The sequence below is a fragment of the Compostibacter hankyongensis genome (assembly GCF_039541075.1).
In the GTDB taxonomy this organism is placed as follows: domain Bacteria; phylum Bacteroidota; class Bacteroidia; order Chitinophagales; family Chitinophagaceae; genus Compostibacter; species Compostibacter hankyongensis.
This window is the reverse complement of record NZ_BAABFN010000022.1, coordinates 84,273-98,017: the sequence shown is the minus strand read 5'-3', so window position 1 is coordinate 98,017 and position 13,745 is coordinate 84,273. Positions and strand designations below refer to the sequence as shown.

The following is a 13,745-nucleotide window of genomic DNA, read 5'->3' as shown; positions in this document are numbered from 1 at the left end:
TTAAAAGTTGGCTATACAAGCATGGTCACGGGATTCTCCAGGTAGACCTTAAGGGTCTGCAGGAAGCGGGCGCCTACGGCTCCGTCTACCACGCGGTGGTCGCAGCTCATGGTGAGCTTCATGATATTGGCGGTTTTGAAAACGCCTTTGTCTGCCACTACGGTTTCCTTAATAGCCCCTACGGCCAGGATGCAGGAATCCGGCGGGTTGATGATGGCGGTAAACTCTTCGATGCCCATCATACCCAGGTTGGAGATGGTAAAGGTATTGCCGCTGTAATCCTCGGGCTGCAGCTTTTTGTTGCGTACTTTTTCGTATAGCGCCTGGGCGGTTGCAGCGATCTGGCTGAGGCCCAGCTGATCGGCAAAGCGGATCACGGGAACGATCAGCCCTTCTTCTACGGCAACGGCAGAGCCGATATGGATATGTTTGTTCTGGCGGATAAAATCGCCCATCCAGCTGCTGTTGACATAGGGATGCTGGCGCAGCGCCATGGCGGCGGCCTTGATGGTCATATCGTTGAACGATATCTTTACCGGCGATACTTCGTTCATGGCCTTGCGGGCGGCTATCGCATTGTCCATGTTCACCTCGATGGTGAGATAAAAATGGGGAGCGTTGAACTTGCTTTCGCCGAGGCGCCGGGCGATGGTTCTGCGCATCTGGCTCAGCGGGATATCGGTATGACCTTCCTGCCCGGACGCGACAGGAGCCGCGGCAGCGGGAGCGCCCTGCTGCGCGGAAGCTGCCCCCGGTGTAAACTGATCCACATCCCTTTTGATGATACGGCCGCCGTCGCCGGTGCCCTGTACCTGGGAGAGGTCTATATTTTTTTCTTCGGCCAGCTTCCGGGCCAGGGGCGAAGCCTTCATGCGTCCGTCGGTATCTTTTCCTGCGGCGGGCGCAGCTGCTGGAGCCGCGCTTTTTTGAGCAGCCGCCGGTGTGGCTGTTTCTTCAGCGGCCTTTTTCCCGGCGTCTTCAGCGCCGGACCCCTCTGCTTTTCCGGCGTCTTCGTTTCCTCCTCCCTGGCTGCTTTCCGCATCCAGGATAGGTTGTATGTCGGTGCCCTTTTTGCCGACGATGGCAATGATGTCGTTGACCTTGGCCGCTTCCCCGGCTTTTACGCCGATATGGAGAAGGGTACCGTCTGCATATCCTACTACCTCCATGGTAGCCTTATCCGTTTCCACCTCGGCCAGCACGTCGTCGGAGCTGACCTGGTCGCCCTCATTTTTCAGCCAGGACACGATCTTCCCTTCCTTCATGGTGTCGCTGAGCAGGGGCATGCGCACTACCGTTACCTCCTTCATGGCTGCTTTCAGGGCGGCATCGTCCTTTTTCGGGGCTGCCGCTTTCTCTTCCGGCTTTTCCTCAGCGGCTTCCGTTTGTTCTTCCGGAGCTTTCTTTTCCTCTTTTCCCTTTCCGGAATCTTCTCCGCTCTGCGCTTCTGCCTTGGGAGCGGGAGCGTCTCCGCCTTCTTTTTCGAGCAGGGACTTGTAATCTTCTCCTTTTTTGCCGACTACGGCGATGACCTCGTTGACCTTGGCGGCTTCTCCTTTTTGGGGCCCTATATATAACAAGGTGCCTTCCACATAGGGCACTACTTCCATGGTAGCCTTATCTGTTTCCACTTCCGCGATAACATCATCGGCCTTTACGGCGTCGCCTACATTTTTGTGCCATGCTGCGATTACCCCTTCTTTCATGGTGTCACTCAGCAGGGGCATACGGATAACTTCTGCCATAGTCTGTCGGAAAAATTTGCTTCAAAAGTAGTGAAAAAAAACGGTTGTCAGTAATCCAGCTCCAGGTTTAATTTGTCCTTCAGCTCGCCGATAAGGGGGTATTTTTCGACCATCCGCTGGTATTGTTCGCGGGCGGATAAAACGGGAGCGATGTCTTTCGGAGGGGCGAGGGCCTCGTTTACCCGGAGGGTGATCACGAGGGCGGGATTGCGGAACGCCTGTTTCAGAAAATCCGCCAGCTCCATCTTGTCCTCTTCGATAAAATGCCTTTGCAGGTCGTTGCGGCATAGAATGCAGATCTCTGCATCCCCGGTTATTTCGGGCCGGGCCAGCTCGAGATGGGTCAGCAGCTGCAGCTTTTCCGCTTTGCGCTGCTGTTCGATATAAGCTACCCATTGCGGCAGGAAGGCGGCTTCAGAAAGGGGGATGGCCTCCATTTCCGGGCCGGCAGCGGCAGCCTGTGCGCCGAGTTTTTTTCGCAGGGTTTTGAGGTCGGACAGGCGCGGTTTTGCGGCAGCTCCGTTTCCGGCGGATGCCGGGGCAGCCGCCTGCTTTTCCACGGGTGGCAAAGGCGCGGCCGGTTCCCGAACGGTTTTTTGGGGGGAGGCGGCCGGTGTAACGGCCGGCTTTTTCACGGGCACCTCGGGTTCTTCCGCCAGGGTGAGGGTGGCGCTTTCGGCAGTGGCATAAGCTGCCGGCGCCTTTTTCCCGGGCCGTAAAGCAATGGGCTGGGGAAATGGCGCGCGCAGCTTGCGGGCGACAGCCGGTTCAGTTACTTTTTTTTTTGATACCGCCCCGCTTTCTTCGCTGACCAGCTGAACGGCCTGCTGGAGATACCCCATTTTTATGAGGGTCATCTCCACCTGGAGCCGTTTGTTGTTGGCCGTTTTGTACTGGATAGCGGCCTCGTTGAGCAGGTTCAGGGCAGACACCAGCAGACCCGCGGAGGCGGCTGCCGCGGCATCGCGGTAGCGCGTTCTGAGGTTGTCGGAAACCTCGAGCAGGCGGGCGGTTCGCTGATCCTTGCAGACCAGCACATCGCGGACAAAGGCCGAAAGCCCTTCGAGGAAGCTGTCTGCTTCAAAGCCCTTTTGCAGCACCTCGTCCAGCAGCAGCAGGGCCTGGGCGGCATCCTGGGCGAGCACCGCATCCATGACCCGGAAGAAATAATCGTAGTCCAGGATATTGAGATGCTCCAGGGTATTGGCATAGGTGACCTCCCCGTTGGTAAAGCTGACGATCTTGTCCAGTATGCTCAGCGCATCGCGCATACAGCCCTCGCTTTTCTGGGCAATGATGTGCAGGGCATCGGCGTCGGCGGTGATGTGCTCCCGGCTGCAGATGTCCTGCATGTGTCCCATAGCGTCCTGTATGGTAATGCGGCGAAAATCAAAGATCTGACACCGGCTGAGGATGGTGGGCAGTATCTTGTGCTTTTCGGTAGTGGCGAGGATGAAGATGGCGTAGGGGGGCGGCTCCTCCAGCGTTTTGAGGAAGGCATTAAAAGCCGAAGCGCTCAGCATGTGCACTTCGTCGATGATATAGGTCTTGTATTTACCGGCCTGGGGGGCAAAGCGCACCTGCTCCACCAGGGTACGGATATCGTCTACCGAGTTATTGGATGCCGCATCCAGCTCGTGTATATTAAAGGAGTTGCCCTGGTTGAAAGACCGGCAGGAATCGCATTCGTTGCAGGCTTCCCCGGAGGCAGTGATGTTTTCGCAGTTGATGGTTTTGGCCAGGATGCGGGCGCATGAGGTTTTGCCTACGCCGCGGGGACCGCAGAAGAGAAAAGCATGGGCCAGCTGGTTGTTCTTGATGGCATTTCTGAGCGTGGTGGTGATGTGTTCCTGTCCCACTACGCTGTCGAAGGTCTGGGGACGGTATTTCCGGGCCGATACAATAAAATGCTCCATAACAATTGCTCCAGTGTCCGCTAAGGTAGGAAATGTTGATGAATGATTTGATGATGTGCTGATTTGATGATGTGTTGATTGTTTCATCATCAAATCAGCACATCATCAAATCGACCTTATACCATCGGATGCCGTTTGAACGGTTTGCTGCGGTCGAACAGATAGCGGTATGTCACCAGCCTGCGGCTGCGGTAAGTGCCCAGGTTTTCGGCGATATTGATCATCTTGGGATTGAAGTCGCCGATCCATTGCATTTCAAAATCCTCGTAAGCCGTATGCTGCTGCATCATGTTGGCCCCTTCCACGATCATAAAGGCATCCACACCCGTACCCTGGAACTCGGGGACGATACCGAAAACCAGGCCTACATATCTTTTGCTTTTACGGGTGGCTTTGAGGTACAGGAATTTCAGTTTGGCCAAAAGGTTGAACTTGCCGTGGAGAAACTTGAACCACTGGTTCAGATCCGGCAGGTTCAGCCAGCAGCCGATGGGCTGTTCCTTATGATAGATGAACCATACCAGCCGTTCGTCGATAACCGGCTTCATCTGGCGGAACATCTGTACGGCCTGCCGGGGCTCCAGGTTTTTGCCGCCCTGGTGGCTGGCCCATGCCTTGTTATAGATGGTGCTGAAATCGAGGGCGTATTTGTCCAGCTCTTTTTTGCTGATCATCCTTGCGCTGAAGTCAGGGTCCTGCGCAAAGCGGGCATGCCTTTCGTAAAATTTATCCTGCAGACGGTTCCGGACCTTTAGTGCGAAACATATCTGGTTGAAGAACGGCCGGAACCCATACTCTTCGAAAAGTGTCTGGTAGTAGGGCTGGTTGTAGTTCATACAATAGAGCGGCTCGTGAAAGCCTTCCACCAGCAGTCCCCACCAGTTGAGGCGCTCCCCGAAGTTGATCGGCCCGTCCATGGCTTCCATGCCCTGTTCCTGCAGCCAGGCTTTGGCCTGGTCGAACAGCAGCGCGGCGGCATCGGGGCTGTTGATACATTCAAAAAAGCCGATGCCCCCCGTCGGTTGCTCATCGCCTTTGTTCCGGTATTTTTTGTTGATAAAGGCGGCAATGCGGCCGGCCAGCCGGCCTTCTTCGTCCTTTAATATCCAGCGGGCACAAGAGCCCTGCCGGAAGAGTTTGTTTTTTCCGGGATCAAAAACGGCCTCAACATCCTTATCCAGCGGTTGTATCCACCCGGGGTCATCCTTGTTGATCACTGCGGCTGTTTCCAGAAAGGCTTTGGCCGTAGCTGCATCGGTTACCGGTGTCAATTCCATGCGCAAAAGTGGTCGTTTCCAGCAAAAATAACAGTTATTTATCAGCTCCTGTCAGGCGTCAGGCGATGGCTTCCCGGGTGAGTTCGTTGTTTACCGTACGCCAGATACCCAGCGGGTTACCGTTCTTCAGCTCATCGGGTAAAGCCCCGTCGGGGAAGTTCTGGAGACAGAGGGGGCGGGCGAAGCGTTTGATGCCGTCGGCGCCCACCGCGGTAAAGCGGCTGTCTGTGGTGGCCGGGTAAGGTCCGCCGTGGTGCATGGCCAGCGCCACCTCTACGCCGGTGGGTACCCCGTTTATGATGAGCCGGCCGCAGTGTTCGCGTACCTCGTTCAGCAGATCGGCATGGGTGTGGAGATCTTCTTCAGTAGCCATGAGCGTATGGGTGAGCTGACCTTCGAGGCGGCGGGCGACCTCCAGCATCTGGGCGGCGTCCCGGCACTGGATGACGAGTGAGTAGGGGCCGAATACTTCCTGGTGCAGCACGGGATTTTGCAAAAAGGCGTCTCCGGGTGCGGTGGCCAGCGTAGCCGCTCCCTCGTGTTCCGAGGCGGTATGGGCGGATACGGCCACCATTTTTACATCCAGCTGCGCCAGCGCGGTGCTCCGGTGGTTGTGGAAGGCGCGGGCGATACCGGCATGCAGCATGGGGGCCGGGGTGGTCTCCCGTATGGTCTTGCCCAGCAGCTCGGTAAAGCGGTTAAGGGTTTCTCCTTTGATGCCGATCAGCAGCCCCGGGTTGGTACAGAACTGTCCCACCCCTTGGGTGATGGAGGCGGCATACTGGGCGGCAACGGTTTCGGCGTCTTTTTCCAGCTTGCCCGGCAGCAGGAATACGGGGTTGATGCTGCCCATTTCGGCGAATACGGGAATGGGTTCCTTTCTTTTGGCGGCAAGATCAAAAAGAGCTTTCCCGCCGGCCTGCGAGCCGGTGAAGCCCACCGCTTTGGTATGGGGGTGGTTGACCAGCATTTCACCTACTTCAAATCCAGCGCCGTGTATATGGTTAAAGATACCCGGGGGCATATGGGTGGCCTCGGCCGCTTGCAGGATAGCGCCGGCTACCAGCTCCGAGGTATGGGCATGCGCGGGATGCGCCTTTACGATCACCGGGCAGCCGGCGGCCAGGGCGCAGGCGGTGTCTCCGCCTGCGGTGGAATAGGCGAACGGGAAATTGCTGGCGCCGAATACCACTACGGGGCCCAGCGGTACCAGCATCTTCCGCAGATCGGGTTTTGGGGCGGGAGTACGGTCGGGAACCGCCGTATCGATCCGGGCCTCCAGCCACTCGCCCTTTTCGGCAGCGGCGGCATAGCTTCTCAGCTGGAAGACGGTCCTGCCCAGCTCTCCGGCAAGCCGCTCCCGCGGCAGACTGGTTTCCTCCATAGCTACCGGCACTACGGTTTCTTTCAGCGCCTCGAGCGCTTCGGCGATAGCCCGCATAAAATCCGCACGTTGTTTCAGGGAAAAGTTGCGGTATACCTGGAATGCGCTCCAGGCTGTCTCCATGGCACGCGTTATCTCTTCTTGTGTGGCGTCGTTATAAGTCATTGCTGTCGTTTATAAAGTGATGTCAGATACTTTCAAAAATAGAAAAATCCTTGTAACCTTTGCAGTGTGCCTGCATTTTAAAACTGTAAAGTTATGCGATTCCGGAAATACATCTTCCCCCTGCTGGCCCTTGCCGCCCTTGCCGTGCTGCTGACGATGTACCGCCGGCAGCAGGTGGCGTACCGCAAAACGCTTGCCGTCAACCGCAGCCTGGTGCAGCAGGTCAATACGCTGCAGCAAAGGGAAAAGCAGCTTTCGGCGGCCATGCAGCAGATATCCGGACGGCGCGATGAGCGTGAGTTTGAGCCGGCCGCTTTCGTGGACCGGAAAAAATACTTTCGCATGAATTGGAAGAATTATATCCATGTTTCCCTGAATAACTATAAGACCGGCCTGCTGGGCGGCATACATCATATAGCGGTGGTCGTGGCCAATGACACGGAATATCCCCTCGACAACGTGCGGGTAAAGCTTTCCTACCAACGTGCCGGCGGGGAAGTCTTTAAAACGGAGCTGGTCACGGTTCAGCATATTCCTGCGAAGCAGCGGCAGACCCTGCCTGCCCCGGAAAGCCGCAAAGGGATGAAGGTGAGCCTGTCCCTGCTGGGGATCACCAGCCAGCCCATGAATTTCTGCTGGTCGCCGGGCAAGCCGGTACGGCCAGGGGAAGCGGATCCGTACCGCTGCGCGCCGGAGTGAGCCGCTCAGGCGGGCCGGGGCTGCGGATCCCCCAGGGCCAGGAACATACCCTGCAATTCATAAATCATCTTGTCTGCCTGCGCCTGCAGAAAAAGATAGTCCTGCAGCAGCCCGTCCTGCTCGCCGGCGCCGGAAAGTGCCTGTATGCGTTCGCCGAAGGCGTTGATCACCGGCATGAAGGAAGGCGGCGGTCCCGGGGATGTTCCCTTTTCTGCGGCTGCTGCCAGCTGGCCCATGGCCGGCAGGGCCAGGGCGGTAAACCGGCTCAGCTCGGGTGCGGCAGCCGCGGCATCGGAGTAAGATGCACGTCCCGCGATAGCGTTGATCTGCCGGGTAAGTCTGACATTATAGCTGGTGAGGGCGTAGGCCTGTTCCAGCTTATGCCTTTTATGGGCGGGTTCGGCCATCATGCGTTGCAGCGAAGCATACGCGTTGCTGTTGGCCCCTTCGGCCTTTCTCCGGTAACGGGTCAGCATCCCCTGTTTGTCGGGGGCGGCCTGTTCCAGCAGGCGGGCCAGCCGTTCCAGGTAGGCCTGGTTGGCGCGGATGGCCTGGGTGATCAGCGCCGGAAAGCGTGTCCGCTCCCAGAGGGGCCAGAAGGCATAGCCGGCGGCGAGGGCCAGCAGGCAGCCCGCCAGCGTGTTCGCCAGCCGGTAAATGGTGGTGGAGAGGCTGACGGGTGCGGCGATCTCAAGGGTGGTTACCAGCATGATGGTGACAAAAAAAACGGCTACTGCGTAGTTCTTCCGTACAAAATAGACCAGGAAAAAACAGCTCAGCGCTGCCAGGGTCAGGACGGCCCACAGCGGCAGCTGTACCAGCAGAAGCAGGCTTCCGGCGATAATGCCGGTAACTGTGCCGGTTATACGTTGCCCTGCTTTTTTGAAGGTGGCCCCGAACTCGGGCTGCAGCACGATCATCACCGTCATGGCGATCCAGTAGCCGCGGACGATGTGAAAGCCCTTGTACAGGGCAATGCCGATGGCGACGGCCAGGCCGAGCCGGAGCGAGAAGCGGAAGATAAAGGAGCGGGGATTCCACTCATCTTTAAAGGAGGGGACGCCCTGTAGTATGGCGATGCCGCTGAAGAGATTGCGGAAGGAGATGGTGGAGAGAAAAGCGCTGCGGGGAGCGGTATTGAGCAGCCGGATGCTTTCCTGCAGCTGCTCCAGGGCCTCCGAAAAGGCGCTTTCCAGGTTGCGCAGGGTGAGCGTTTCTGCGGGCGACAGGGTCTGCTCTTCCATGTTTTTGCCGAGCAGGTGCAGGGAGCGGGTGGCCCGTTCCACCCGCAAGGCGGCCATGGCGCGGTCTTCCGCCCTGTTGCTGATGATAGCCAGGGCCACGCGCTGTGTGGCGTGGCTGAAAGCGTTGAGGATATTGGTAATGAGGGAGGAAGGTACGGGTACCTTTAACCGGTAGACGGTTTCCAGATTGGTTCTTACGGCGGCCAGCGAGGCGCCGAGCAGGGAAGCCGTTTTGCGGAGCTCGGCCAGCCGGGCAAACACCTCGTTGTCCTTCCCCGGCCGCAGGGCCTGCTTTCGGCTGATGATGGCCATGGAATGGGTGATGGCATCCCGCAGGGCGATCTCTTTTTCTTCGATCTTCGCCGGGCGGGCATAATCGGGATGTCCCGCATCGGGATCGTCCTGGCCGAGGACGTCCAGCAGGTCCGCCACCGCTTTCCAGGTGAGGGCCACCGAGCGGCGCAGCGGGCTGAGGGGCACCATCGGCCAGGTGATCAGGATAAGGGCCAGCGCCCAGGCGCCTCCCCGCAGCACCAGGCTGCTCCGGTACAGCGCTTCGGCCGGATGACCGGGATGCTCCAGGGAAAACAGGAAGAGCAGCAGCCCGGCCAGCACCACCCCCGGACCATGGTCGCCGGTATTCCGGAGAAAGCCGCCCAGCACGGCCAGCAAGCCCATGCCAAGCACCGACCAGACGAAATAGCTGCCCGCCCAGGTGCCCAGGAAGGTACAGACGGCGGCGATCAGCGTGGAAACCACCAGCACGGCGATCCGGCGCGGGTAGGTGCCCCGGTAGTCGACCATGGCCAGCAGCTCGGCGCCCAGGGCGATCCACACGCTTTCCGCCGTCCGCCCCGTGGCGATCCCCCAGATGAAAGGGATGATCAGCGAAAGGGTGACGCGGAACGCCTTACCGATTACCGGCTCAAAGTACTCGTTGAGGATGACATTCCGGATAGGACTGGTGAGGGTAGAGGGGTTCATGCAAGCTCCGTACAACAAAATAACAACATAGGATTTACTTCTCAAAAAATCCCGTTGTTTTTACCCCTTTTTCCTATTACCTTTGCGCAAAATTTCGCGGGGACGGCCCCGGCTGTCCGTTACGACACTTATATTATTTTCATTCATATCAAACTTGTTAAACCTTTCCCCGTATGCCAAACGTAGGAAAAATCAAGCAGATCATCGGTCCTGTTGTGGACGTTCACTTCGACCAGGATAATCATCTGCCGGAGATATTCAACGCCCTTGAAGTAACCCGTGAGAATGGACAAAAGGTGATCTTTGAGGTACAGCAGCACCTCGGGGAGGACAGCGTACGTTGCGTGGCCATGGATTCCACCGACGGGTTGGTTCGCGGCGCTACGGTAACCGACCGGGGAGAACCGATCAAGATGCCTACGGGCGACCAGATAAAGGGCCGTCTTTTTAATGTGGTTGGCGATACCATCGACGGGCTGCAGCCGCTTCCGGTGGAAGGCGGTTATTCGATCCATCGCAAAGCCCCTGCATTCGAAGACCTGGCTACCGGTTCCGAAGTGTTGTATACGGGTATCAAGGTGATCGATCTTATCGAGCCTTATGCCAAGGGCGGGAAGATCGGTCTGTTCGGGGGAGCCGGCGTAGGTAAAACGGTGCTGATCCAGGAGCTGATCAATAACATCGCCAAGGCCTATTCCGGTCTGTCGGTATTTGCCGGCGTGGGCGAACGTACCCGTGAGGGAAATGACCTGATGCGTGAAATGATCGAAGCAGGCATTATCAAATATGGTGATAAATTTATCCATTCCATGGAAGAAGGCGGATGGGACCTTTCCTCCGTTGACCTGGAGGAGCTGAAGGATTCCAAGGCCACCTTCGTATTCGGGCAGATGAATGAGCCCCCCGGAGCGCGTGCGCGGGTAGCCCTCAGCGGGCTTACCGTAGCGGAATATTTCCGGGACGGCGACGGCTCAGCCACCGGCGGCCGCGATATCCTGTTCTTCGTGGACAATATCTTCCGCTTTACCCAGGCGGGCTCCGAGGTATCGGCCCTGCTGGGGCGCATGCCCTCCGCCGTAGGTTACCAGCCGACGCTGGCCACCGAGATGGGCCTCATGCAGGAACGCATCACCTCTACCAAGAACGGCTCTATCACTTCCGTGCAGGCGGTATACGTGCCGGCGGATGACCTTACCGATCCCGCGCCGGCTACCACCTTTGCCCACCTGGATGCCACTACGGTGCTGAGCCGCAAGATCGCCGACCTGGGTATTTACCCGGCCGTGGATCCGCTGGACTCCACTTCCCGCATCCTGAGCCCCATGGTGGTGGGAGACGCCCATTATAACTGCGCACAGCGGGTAAAACAAATCCTGCAGCGATATAAGGAACTTCAGGATATCATCGCCATCCTGGGTCTGGACGAGCTGAGCGATGAGGACAAGCAGGTGGTAAACCGGGCGCGGAAGGTGCAGCGCTTCCTGTCGCAGCCCTTCCATGTGGCCGAGCAGTTTACCGGCCTGAAAGGGGTGCTGGTACCGATCGAAGAGACCATCCGCGGATTCAACATGATCATGGACGGGGAGGTGGACGAATATCCCGAAGCCGCCTTCAACCTGGTCGGCACCATCGACGACGCTATCGAGAAAGGCAAGAAGCTGCTGGAACAGGCAGCCAAAAGTTAACCGGAAAAATCGGCAAGATGCAGCTTGAAATATTAACACCCGAACGCAGGGTTTTTTCCGGCAAAGTGTATGGTCTCCGTCTCCCGGGGATCGACGGCAGCTTTGAGGTGCTGGAAAAGCATGCTCCCCTGGTGGCCGCCCTGGCCCCCGGGCGTATGAAGGTGCTGAATGATAAGCAGAACTTTTCTTTTTATACCATCCAGGGAGGATTTATAGAGGTGCTGGACAACCAGGCCACCGTACTGGTGGAAGGCGCCATCCCGGCAGAAAAATAACCTGCTCTCCTTAATTCAGCGACGGATCCACAGGATATCCGGCCATGGGAGCATATTCGCCCCCCAGGTCCCGCAGCGATTGCTGCCAGATCCGGCCGGCCTCCCGCAGGAATACCAGCTCCGGCGCTCCTTCCGATACGATCCAGGTATGCTCCTGCAGCTCTTTTTCGAGCTGCCCTTCGCTCCAGCCCGCATATCCGCTGAAGAAACGCAGTCCCGCAACGTCGATCAGGCCCAGTTCCAGCAGCTCCGTGAGCCGCTCAAAATCGCCGCCCCAGAAAACACCGGGCAGTATTTCCAGCCCCCCTTCCAAAAGACCGGGAAAGCGATGAATGAAATGAAGGGTGTCCTGGCTTACCGGTCCTCCGGTGTATACCGGTATCCCCTCCGGTACGGTTCCCGGCGCACAGGCATCCAGCGTATAGGCGGAAGGGCGGTTAATCACAAAGCCCAGACTGCCTTCGTCTCGATGCTCGCAAAGCAGGATCACCGTACGGGCGAAGTTGGGGTCTTTCAGAAAAGGGTCCGCAATCAGCAAGCGTCCTGCAGCAGGTGTTTCCATAGTCGGTAGTCGTGGATTCTTAAGTCTAACGTTTACGTCTAAGTCTGAGGTCCTCCGCCCCGGGTATATAAACTTCAGACCTCAGACTTTAAATCTTAAACACTAATATAACAAAAAAGGGAGCCTTTTGCTCCCTTTACATCAACCAAAATCTAAATCGTCTCGGAAGAGTCCGTGCGACTTATTGTATGAAAAATCTTTATACTTTTAATGCCTGTCGCAGCTTTTTGTTGGTCACCGATAACGCCGGAAATCCTGCCGCTAATCTGCCGGAAATGTCCCGCTTGTAAATCACCATAAAAGTAAGCGGAAGAAACGGAATTTCCGTTAAGATAAAGTTAAATTAAATTTTATATGGTATATCCGGTGATTTTCAATGATGAACGTCGGTTAATTTTGTGTCAATGAAGAAGATATTTCCCTGGATCGTTTTGCTGATCACCTTGTCGCTGATCGGGATTATCACCATACAGGTAAGTTGGATACGGAATGCGGTGATCATGAAGCGGGAGCAATTTGACAACCGGATGCTGCAGCTGCTGGACAATACCCAGGCCGAGCTGGTGCAGAAGCGCTCGATGAACGGGGGGGAGATGCAGCCGGGGTTGGGCGGAAAGCGCTCGCTGTGGTTCAACAGGAACGGCACGGATCTGCTGTCCGGGCAGGACATCAGCTTCTGGTTCACCACCACGGAAGTCAAAAATATCATCCAGCGCAATATGAAGGCCCAGGGTCTCGATGTGCCGTTTGAATTTGCCATCGCCCGGATGCGGCCCATGGCTCCGATGGTCAATGAGATGTATTCCAGCACGGATGTTTTCAAGCAGATGCCCGATACGGTGCATTACCAGATGTTTTATACCACCCTTGCGGACAACAGCGTGATGAATTCGCTGCTCCCCGCCAATAATGAGATGCTGTTCATCACCGTTCCGGCCAACAACCGGGCGTTTGTGCTCCGGTCCATGAGCTGGATCATTTCCGGAGCGGTGTTGTTCACCCTGATCCTGATTGCCGCCTTTTCCCTGACCGTTTATACCATGCTGCGGCAGAAAAAGCTGTCGGAGATCAAATCGGATTTTATCAATAACATGACCCATGAGTTCAAAACGCCGCTGGCCACCATTTCGCTGGCGGTGGACGCCATCGGCAACGAAAAGGTGCTGGGCACAAAAGAGAAGGTCCGGTATTTTACCGATATCATCAAGGAAGAGAATAAACGGATGAACAAGCAGGTGGAAACCATCCTGCAGTCGGCCGTGCTGGAGAAACAGGAGATCCGGCTGAACCGCCAGGAAGTGGATGTGCACGAGATCATCCGCAAGAGCGTGGAGAACCTGGAGCTGCAGCTGCAACAGAAAAACGGCAGCATCAGCACAGACCTGCATGCCACGCATACACGTCTGCTGGCCGACGAGGTACATTTCTCCAATGCCATATCCAACCTGCTGGACAATGCCCTTAAATATTCCAAAGAGCATCCCGAAATCAGGATCAGCACGCACAATACCCGCAAAGGCATCGCTATCACGGTAACGGATAATGGCATCGGCATGAGCAAGGAAACGGTGGCCCGTATCTTTGAGAAATTCTATCGCGCGCATACCGGCAACCTGCATAATGTAAAAGGCTTTGGTCTCGGCCTGGCGTATGTAAAGGCCATTGTGGAAGCCCACCAGGGGAAAATCCGCGTAGAAAGCGCGTTGGGGAAGGGCAGCCGCTTTGAGCTGGAATTCCCGGTTCCCGCCTCCCGGCCCGGGGTTTAAGGTCTAAGGTTCAAGGTCTAAAGTCTAACGTCTAAGGTTCCAT

General features: G+C 56.9%; 10 protein-coding genes. 4 read left to right on the top strand and 6 right to left on the bottom strand.

The features are described 5' to 3' along the window. Nucleotides 1-11: 11 nt before the first annotated feature. The 4 genes from ABD851_RS16465 to ABD851_RS16450 form a co-directional block, all read right to left on the bottom strand. On the bottom strand, nt 12-1,745 hold the full coding sequence (locus tag ABD851_RS16465; protein WP_344981348.1) for a pyruvate dehydrogenase complex dihydrolipoamide acetyltransferase: 1,734 nt from the start codon (nt 1,743-1,745) through the stop codon (nt 12-14). Between the two features lie 47 nt (nt 1,746-1,792). After that, on the bottom strand, nt 1,793-3,661 hold the full coding sequence (locus ABD851_RS16460; protein WP_344981346.1) for a DNA polymerase III subunit gamma/tau: 1,869 nt from the start codon (nt 3,659-3,661) through the stop codon (nt 1,793-1,795). A gap of 116 nt (nt 3,662-3,777) precedes the next feature. Then, nucleotides 3,778-4,938 carry a hypothetical protein gene (locus ABD851_RS16455; RefSeq protein ID WP_344981345.1) on the bottom strand — a complete coding sequence of 387 codons (1,161 nt, stop codon included), beginning with the start codon at nt 4,936-4,938 and terminating at the stop codon, nt 3,778-3,780. 58 nt (nt 4,939-4,996) lie between these two features. Beyond that, nucleotides 4,997-6,487, bottom strand: a complete 1,491-nt coding sequence (locus ABD851_RS16450) for an aldehyde dehydrogenase (NADP(+)) (RefSeq protein WP_344981343.1) — start codon at nt 6,485-6,487, stop codon at nt 4,997-4,999. Between the two features lie 93 nt (nt 6,488-6,580). Here ABD851_RS16450 and ABD851_RS16445 point away from each other — a divergent pair, with 93 nt between their 5' ends. Next, a complete protein-coding gene (locus ABD851_RS16445; RefSeq protein WP_344981341.1) occupies nt 6,581-7,186 on the top strand; it encodes a hypothetical protein in 606 nt (201 codons plus the stop codon). A gap of 5 nt (nt 7,187-7,191) precedes the next feature. Here ABD851_RS16445 and ABD851_RS16440 read toward each other — a convergent pair whose 3' ends face one another. After that, the gene (locus tag ABD851_RS16440) at nt 7,192-9,414 is read right to left on the bottom strand and encodes an FUSC family protein (RefSeq protein ID WP_344981339.1); all 2,223 of its coding nucleotides are present in this window, start codon (nt 9,412-9,414) and stop codon (nt 7,192-7,194) included. 173 nt (nt 9,415-9,587) lie between these two features. On the opposite strand from ABD851_RS16440, the gene atpD reads away from it, so the two are divergent. Together atpD and atpC are read left to right on the top strand one after the other, a co-directional pair. Further along, a complete protein-coding gene (gene atpD, locus ABD851_RS16435; protein ID WP_344981337.1) occupies nt 9,588-11,099 on the top strand; it encodes a F0F1 ATP synthase subunit beta in 1,512 nt (503 codons plus the stop codon). Nucleotides 11,100-11,116: 17 nt separating this feature from the next. Next, nucleotides 11,117-11,374 (top strand): ATP synthase F1 subunit epsilon, encoded by a 258-nt coding sequence (atpC, locus tag ABD851_RS16430; protein ID WP_344981335.1) that lies wholly within the window; start codon nt 11,117-11,119, stop codon nt 11,372-11,374. A 10-nt stretch (nt 11,375-11,384) separates the two neighbouring features. On the opposite strand, the gene ABD851_RS16425 is transcribed toward atpC, so the two are convergent. Continuing rightward, nucleotides 11,385-11,936 carry a YqgE/AlgH family protein gene (locus tag ABD851_RS16425; protein ID WP_344981333.1) on the bottom strand — a complete coding sequence of 184 codons (552 nt, stop codon included), beginning with the start codon at nt 11,934-11,936 and terminating at the stop codon, nt 11,385-11,387. A 404-nt stretch (nt 11,937-12,340) separates the two neighbouring features. Here ABD851_RS16425 and ABD851_RS16420 point away from each other — a divergent pair, with 404 nt between their 5' ends. After that, nucleotides 12,341-13,702 (top strand): sensor histidine kinase, encoded by a 1,362-nt coding sequence (locus tag ABD851_RS16420; protein ID WP_344981331.1) that lies wholly within the window; start codon nt 12,341-12,343, stop codon nt 13,700-13,702. Nucleotides 13,703-13,745: the final 43 nt, after the last annotated feature.

Coding starts and splice junctions, on each gene's coding strand:
- ABD851_RS16465 (WP_344981348.1), bottom strand. CDS start 1,745: ATGGCAGAAGTTATCCGTATGCCCCTGCTGAGTGACACCATGAAAGAA.
- ABD851_RS16460 (WP_344981346.1), bottom strand. CDS start 3,661: ATGGAGCATTTTATTGTATCGGCCCGGAAATACCGTCCCCAGACCTTC.
- ABD851_RS16455 (WP_344981345.1), bottom strand. CDS start 4,938: ATGGAATTGACACCGGTAACCGATGCAGCTACGGCCAAAGCCTTTCTG.
- ABD851_RS16450 (WP_344981343.1), bottom strand. CDS start 6,487: ATGACTTATAACGACGCCACACAAGAAGAGATAACGCGTGCCATGGAG.
- ABD851_RS16445 (WP_344981341.1), top strand. CDS start 6,581: ATGCGATTCCGGAAATACATCTTCCCCCTGCTGGCCCTTGCCGCCCTT.
- ABD851_RS16440 (WP_344981339.1), bottom strand. CDS start 9,414: ATGAACCCCTCTACCCTCACCAGTCCTATCCGGAATGTCATCCTCAAC.
- atpD (WP_344981337.1), top strand. CDS start 9,588: ATGCCAAACGTAGGAAAAATCAAGCAGATCATCGGTCCTGTTGTGGAC.
- atpC (WP_344981335.1), top strand. CDS start 11,117: ATGCAGCTTGAAATATTAACACCCGAACGCAGGGTTTTTTCCGGCAAA.
- ABD851_RS16425 (WP_344981333.1), bottom strand. CDS start 11,936: ATGGAAACACCTGCTGCAGGACGCTTGCTGATTGCGGACCCTTTTCTG.
- ABD851_RS16420 (WP_344981331.1), top strand. CDS start 12,341: ATGAAGAAGATATTTCCCTGGATCGTTTTGCTGATCACCTTGTCGCTG.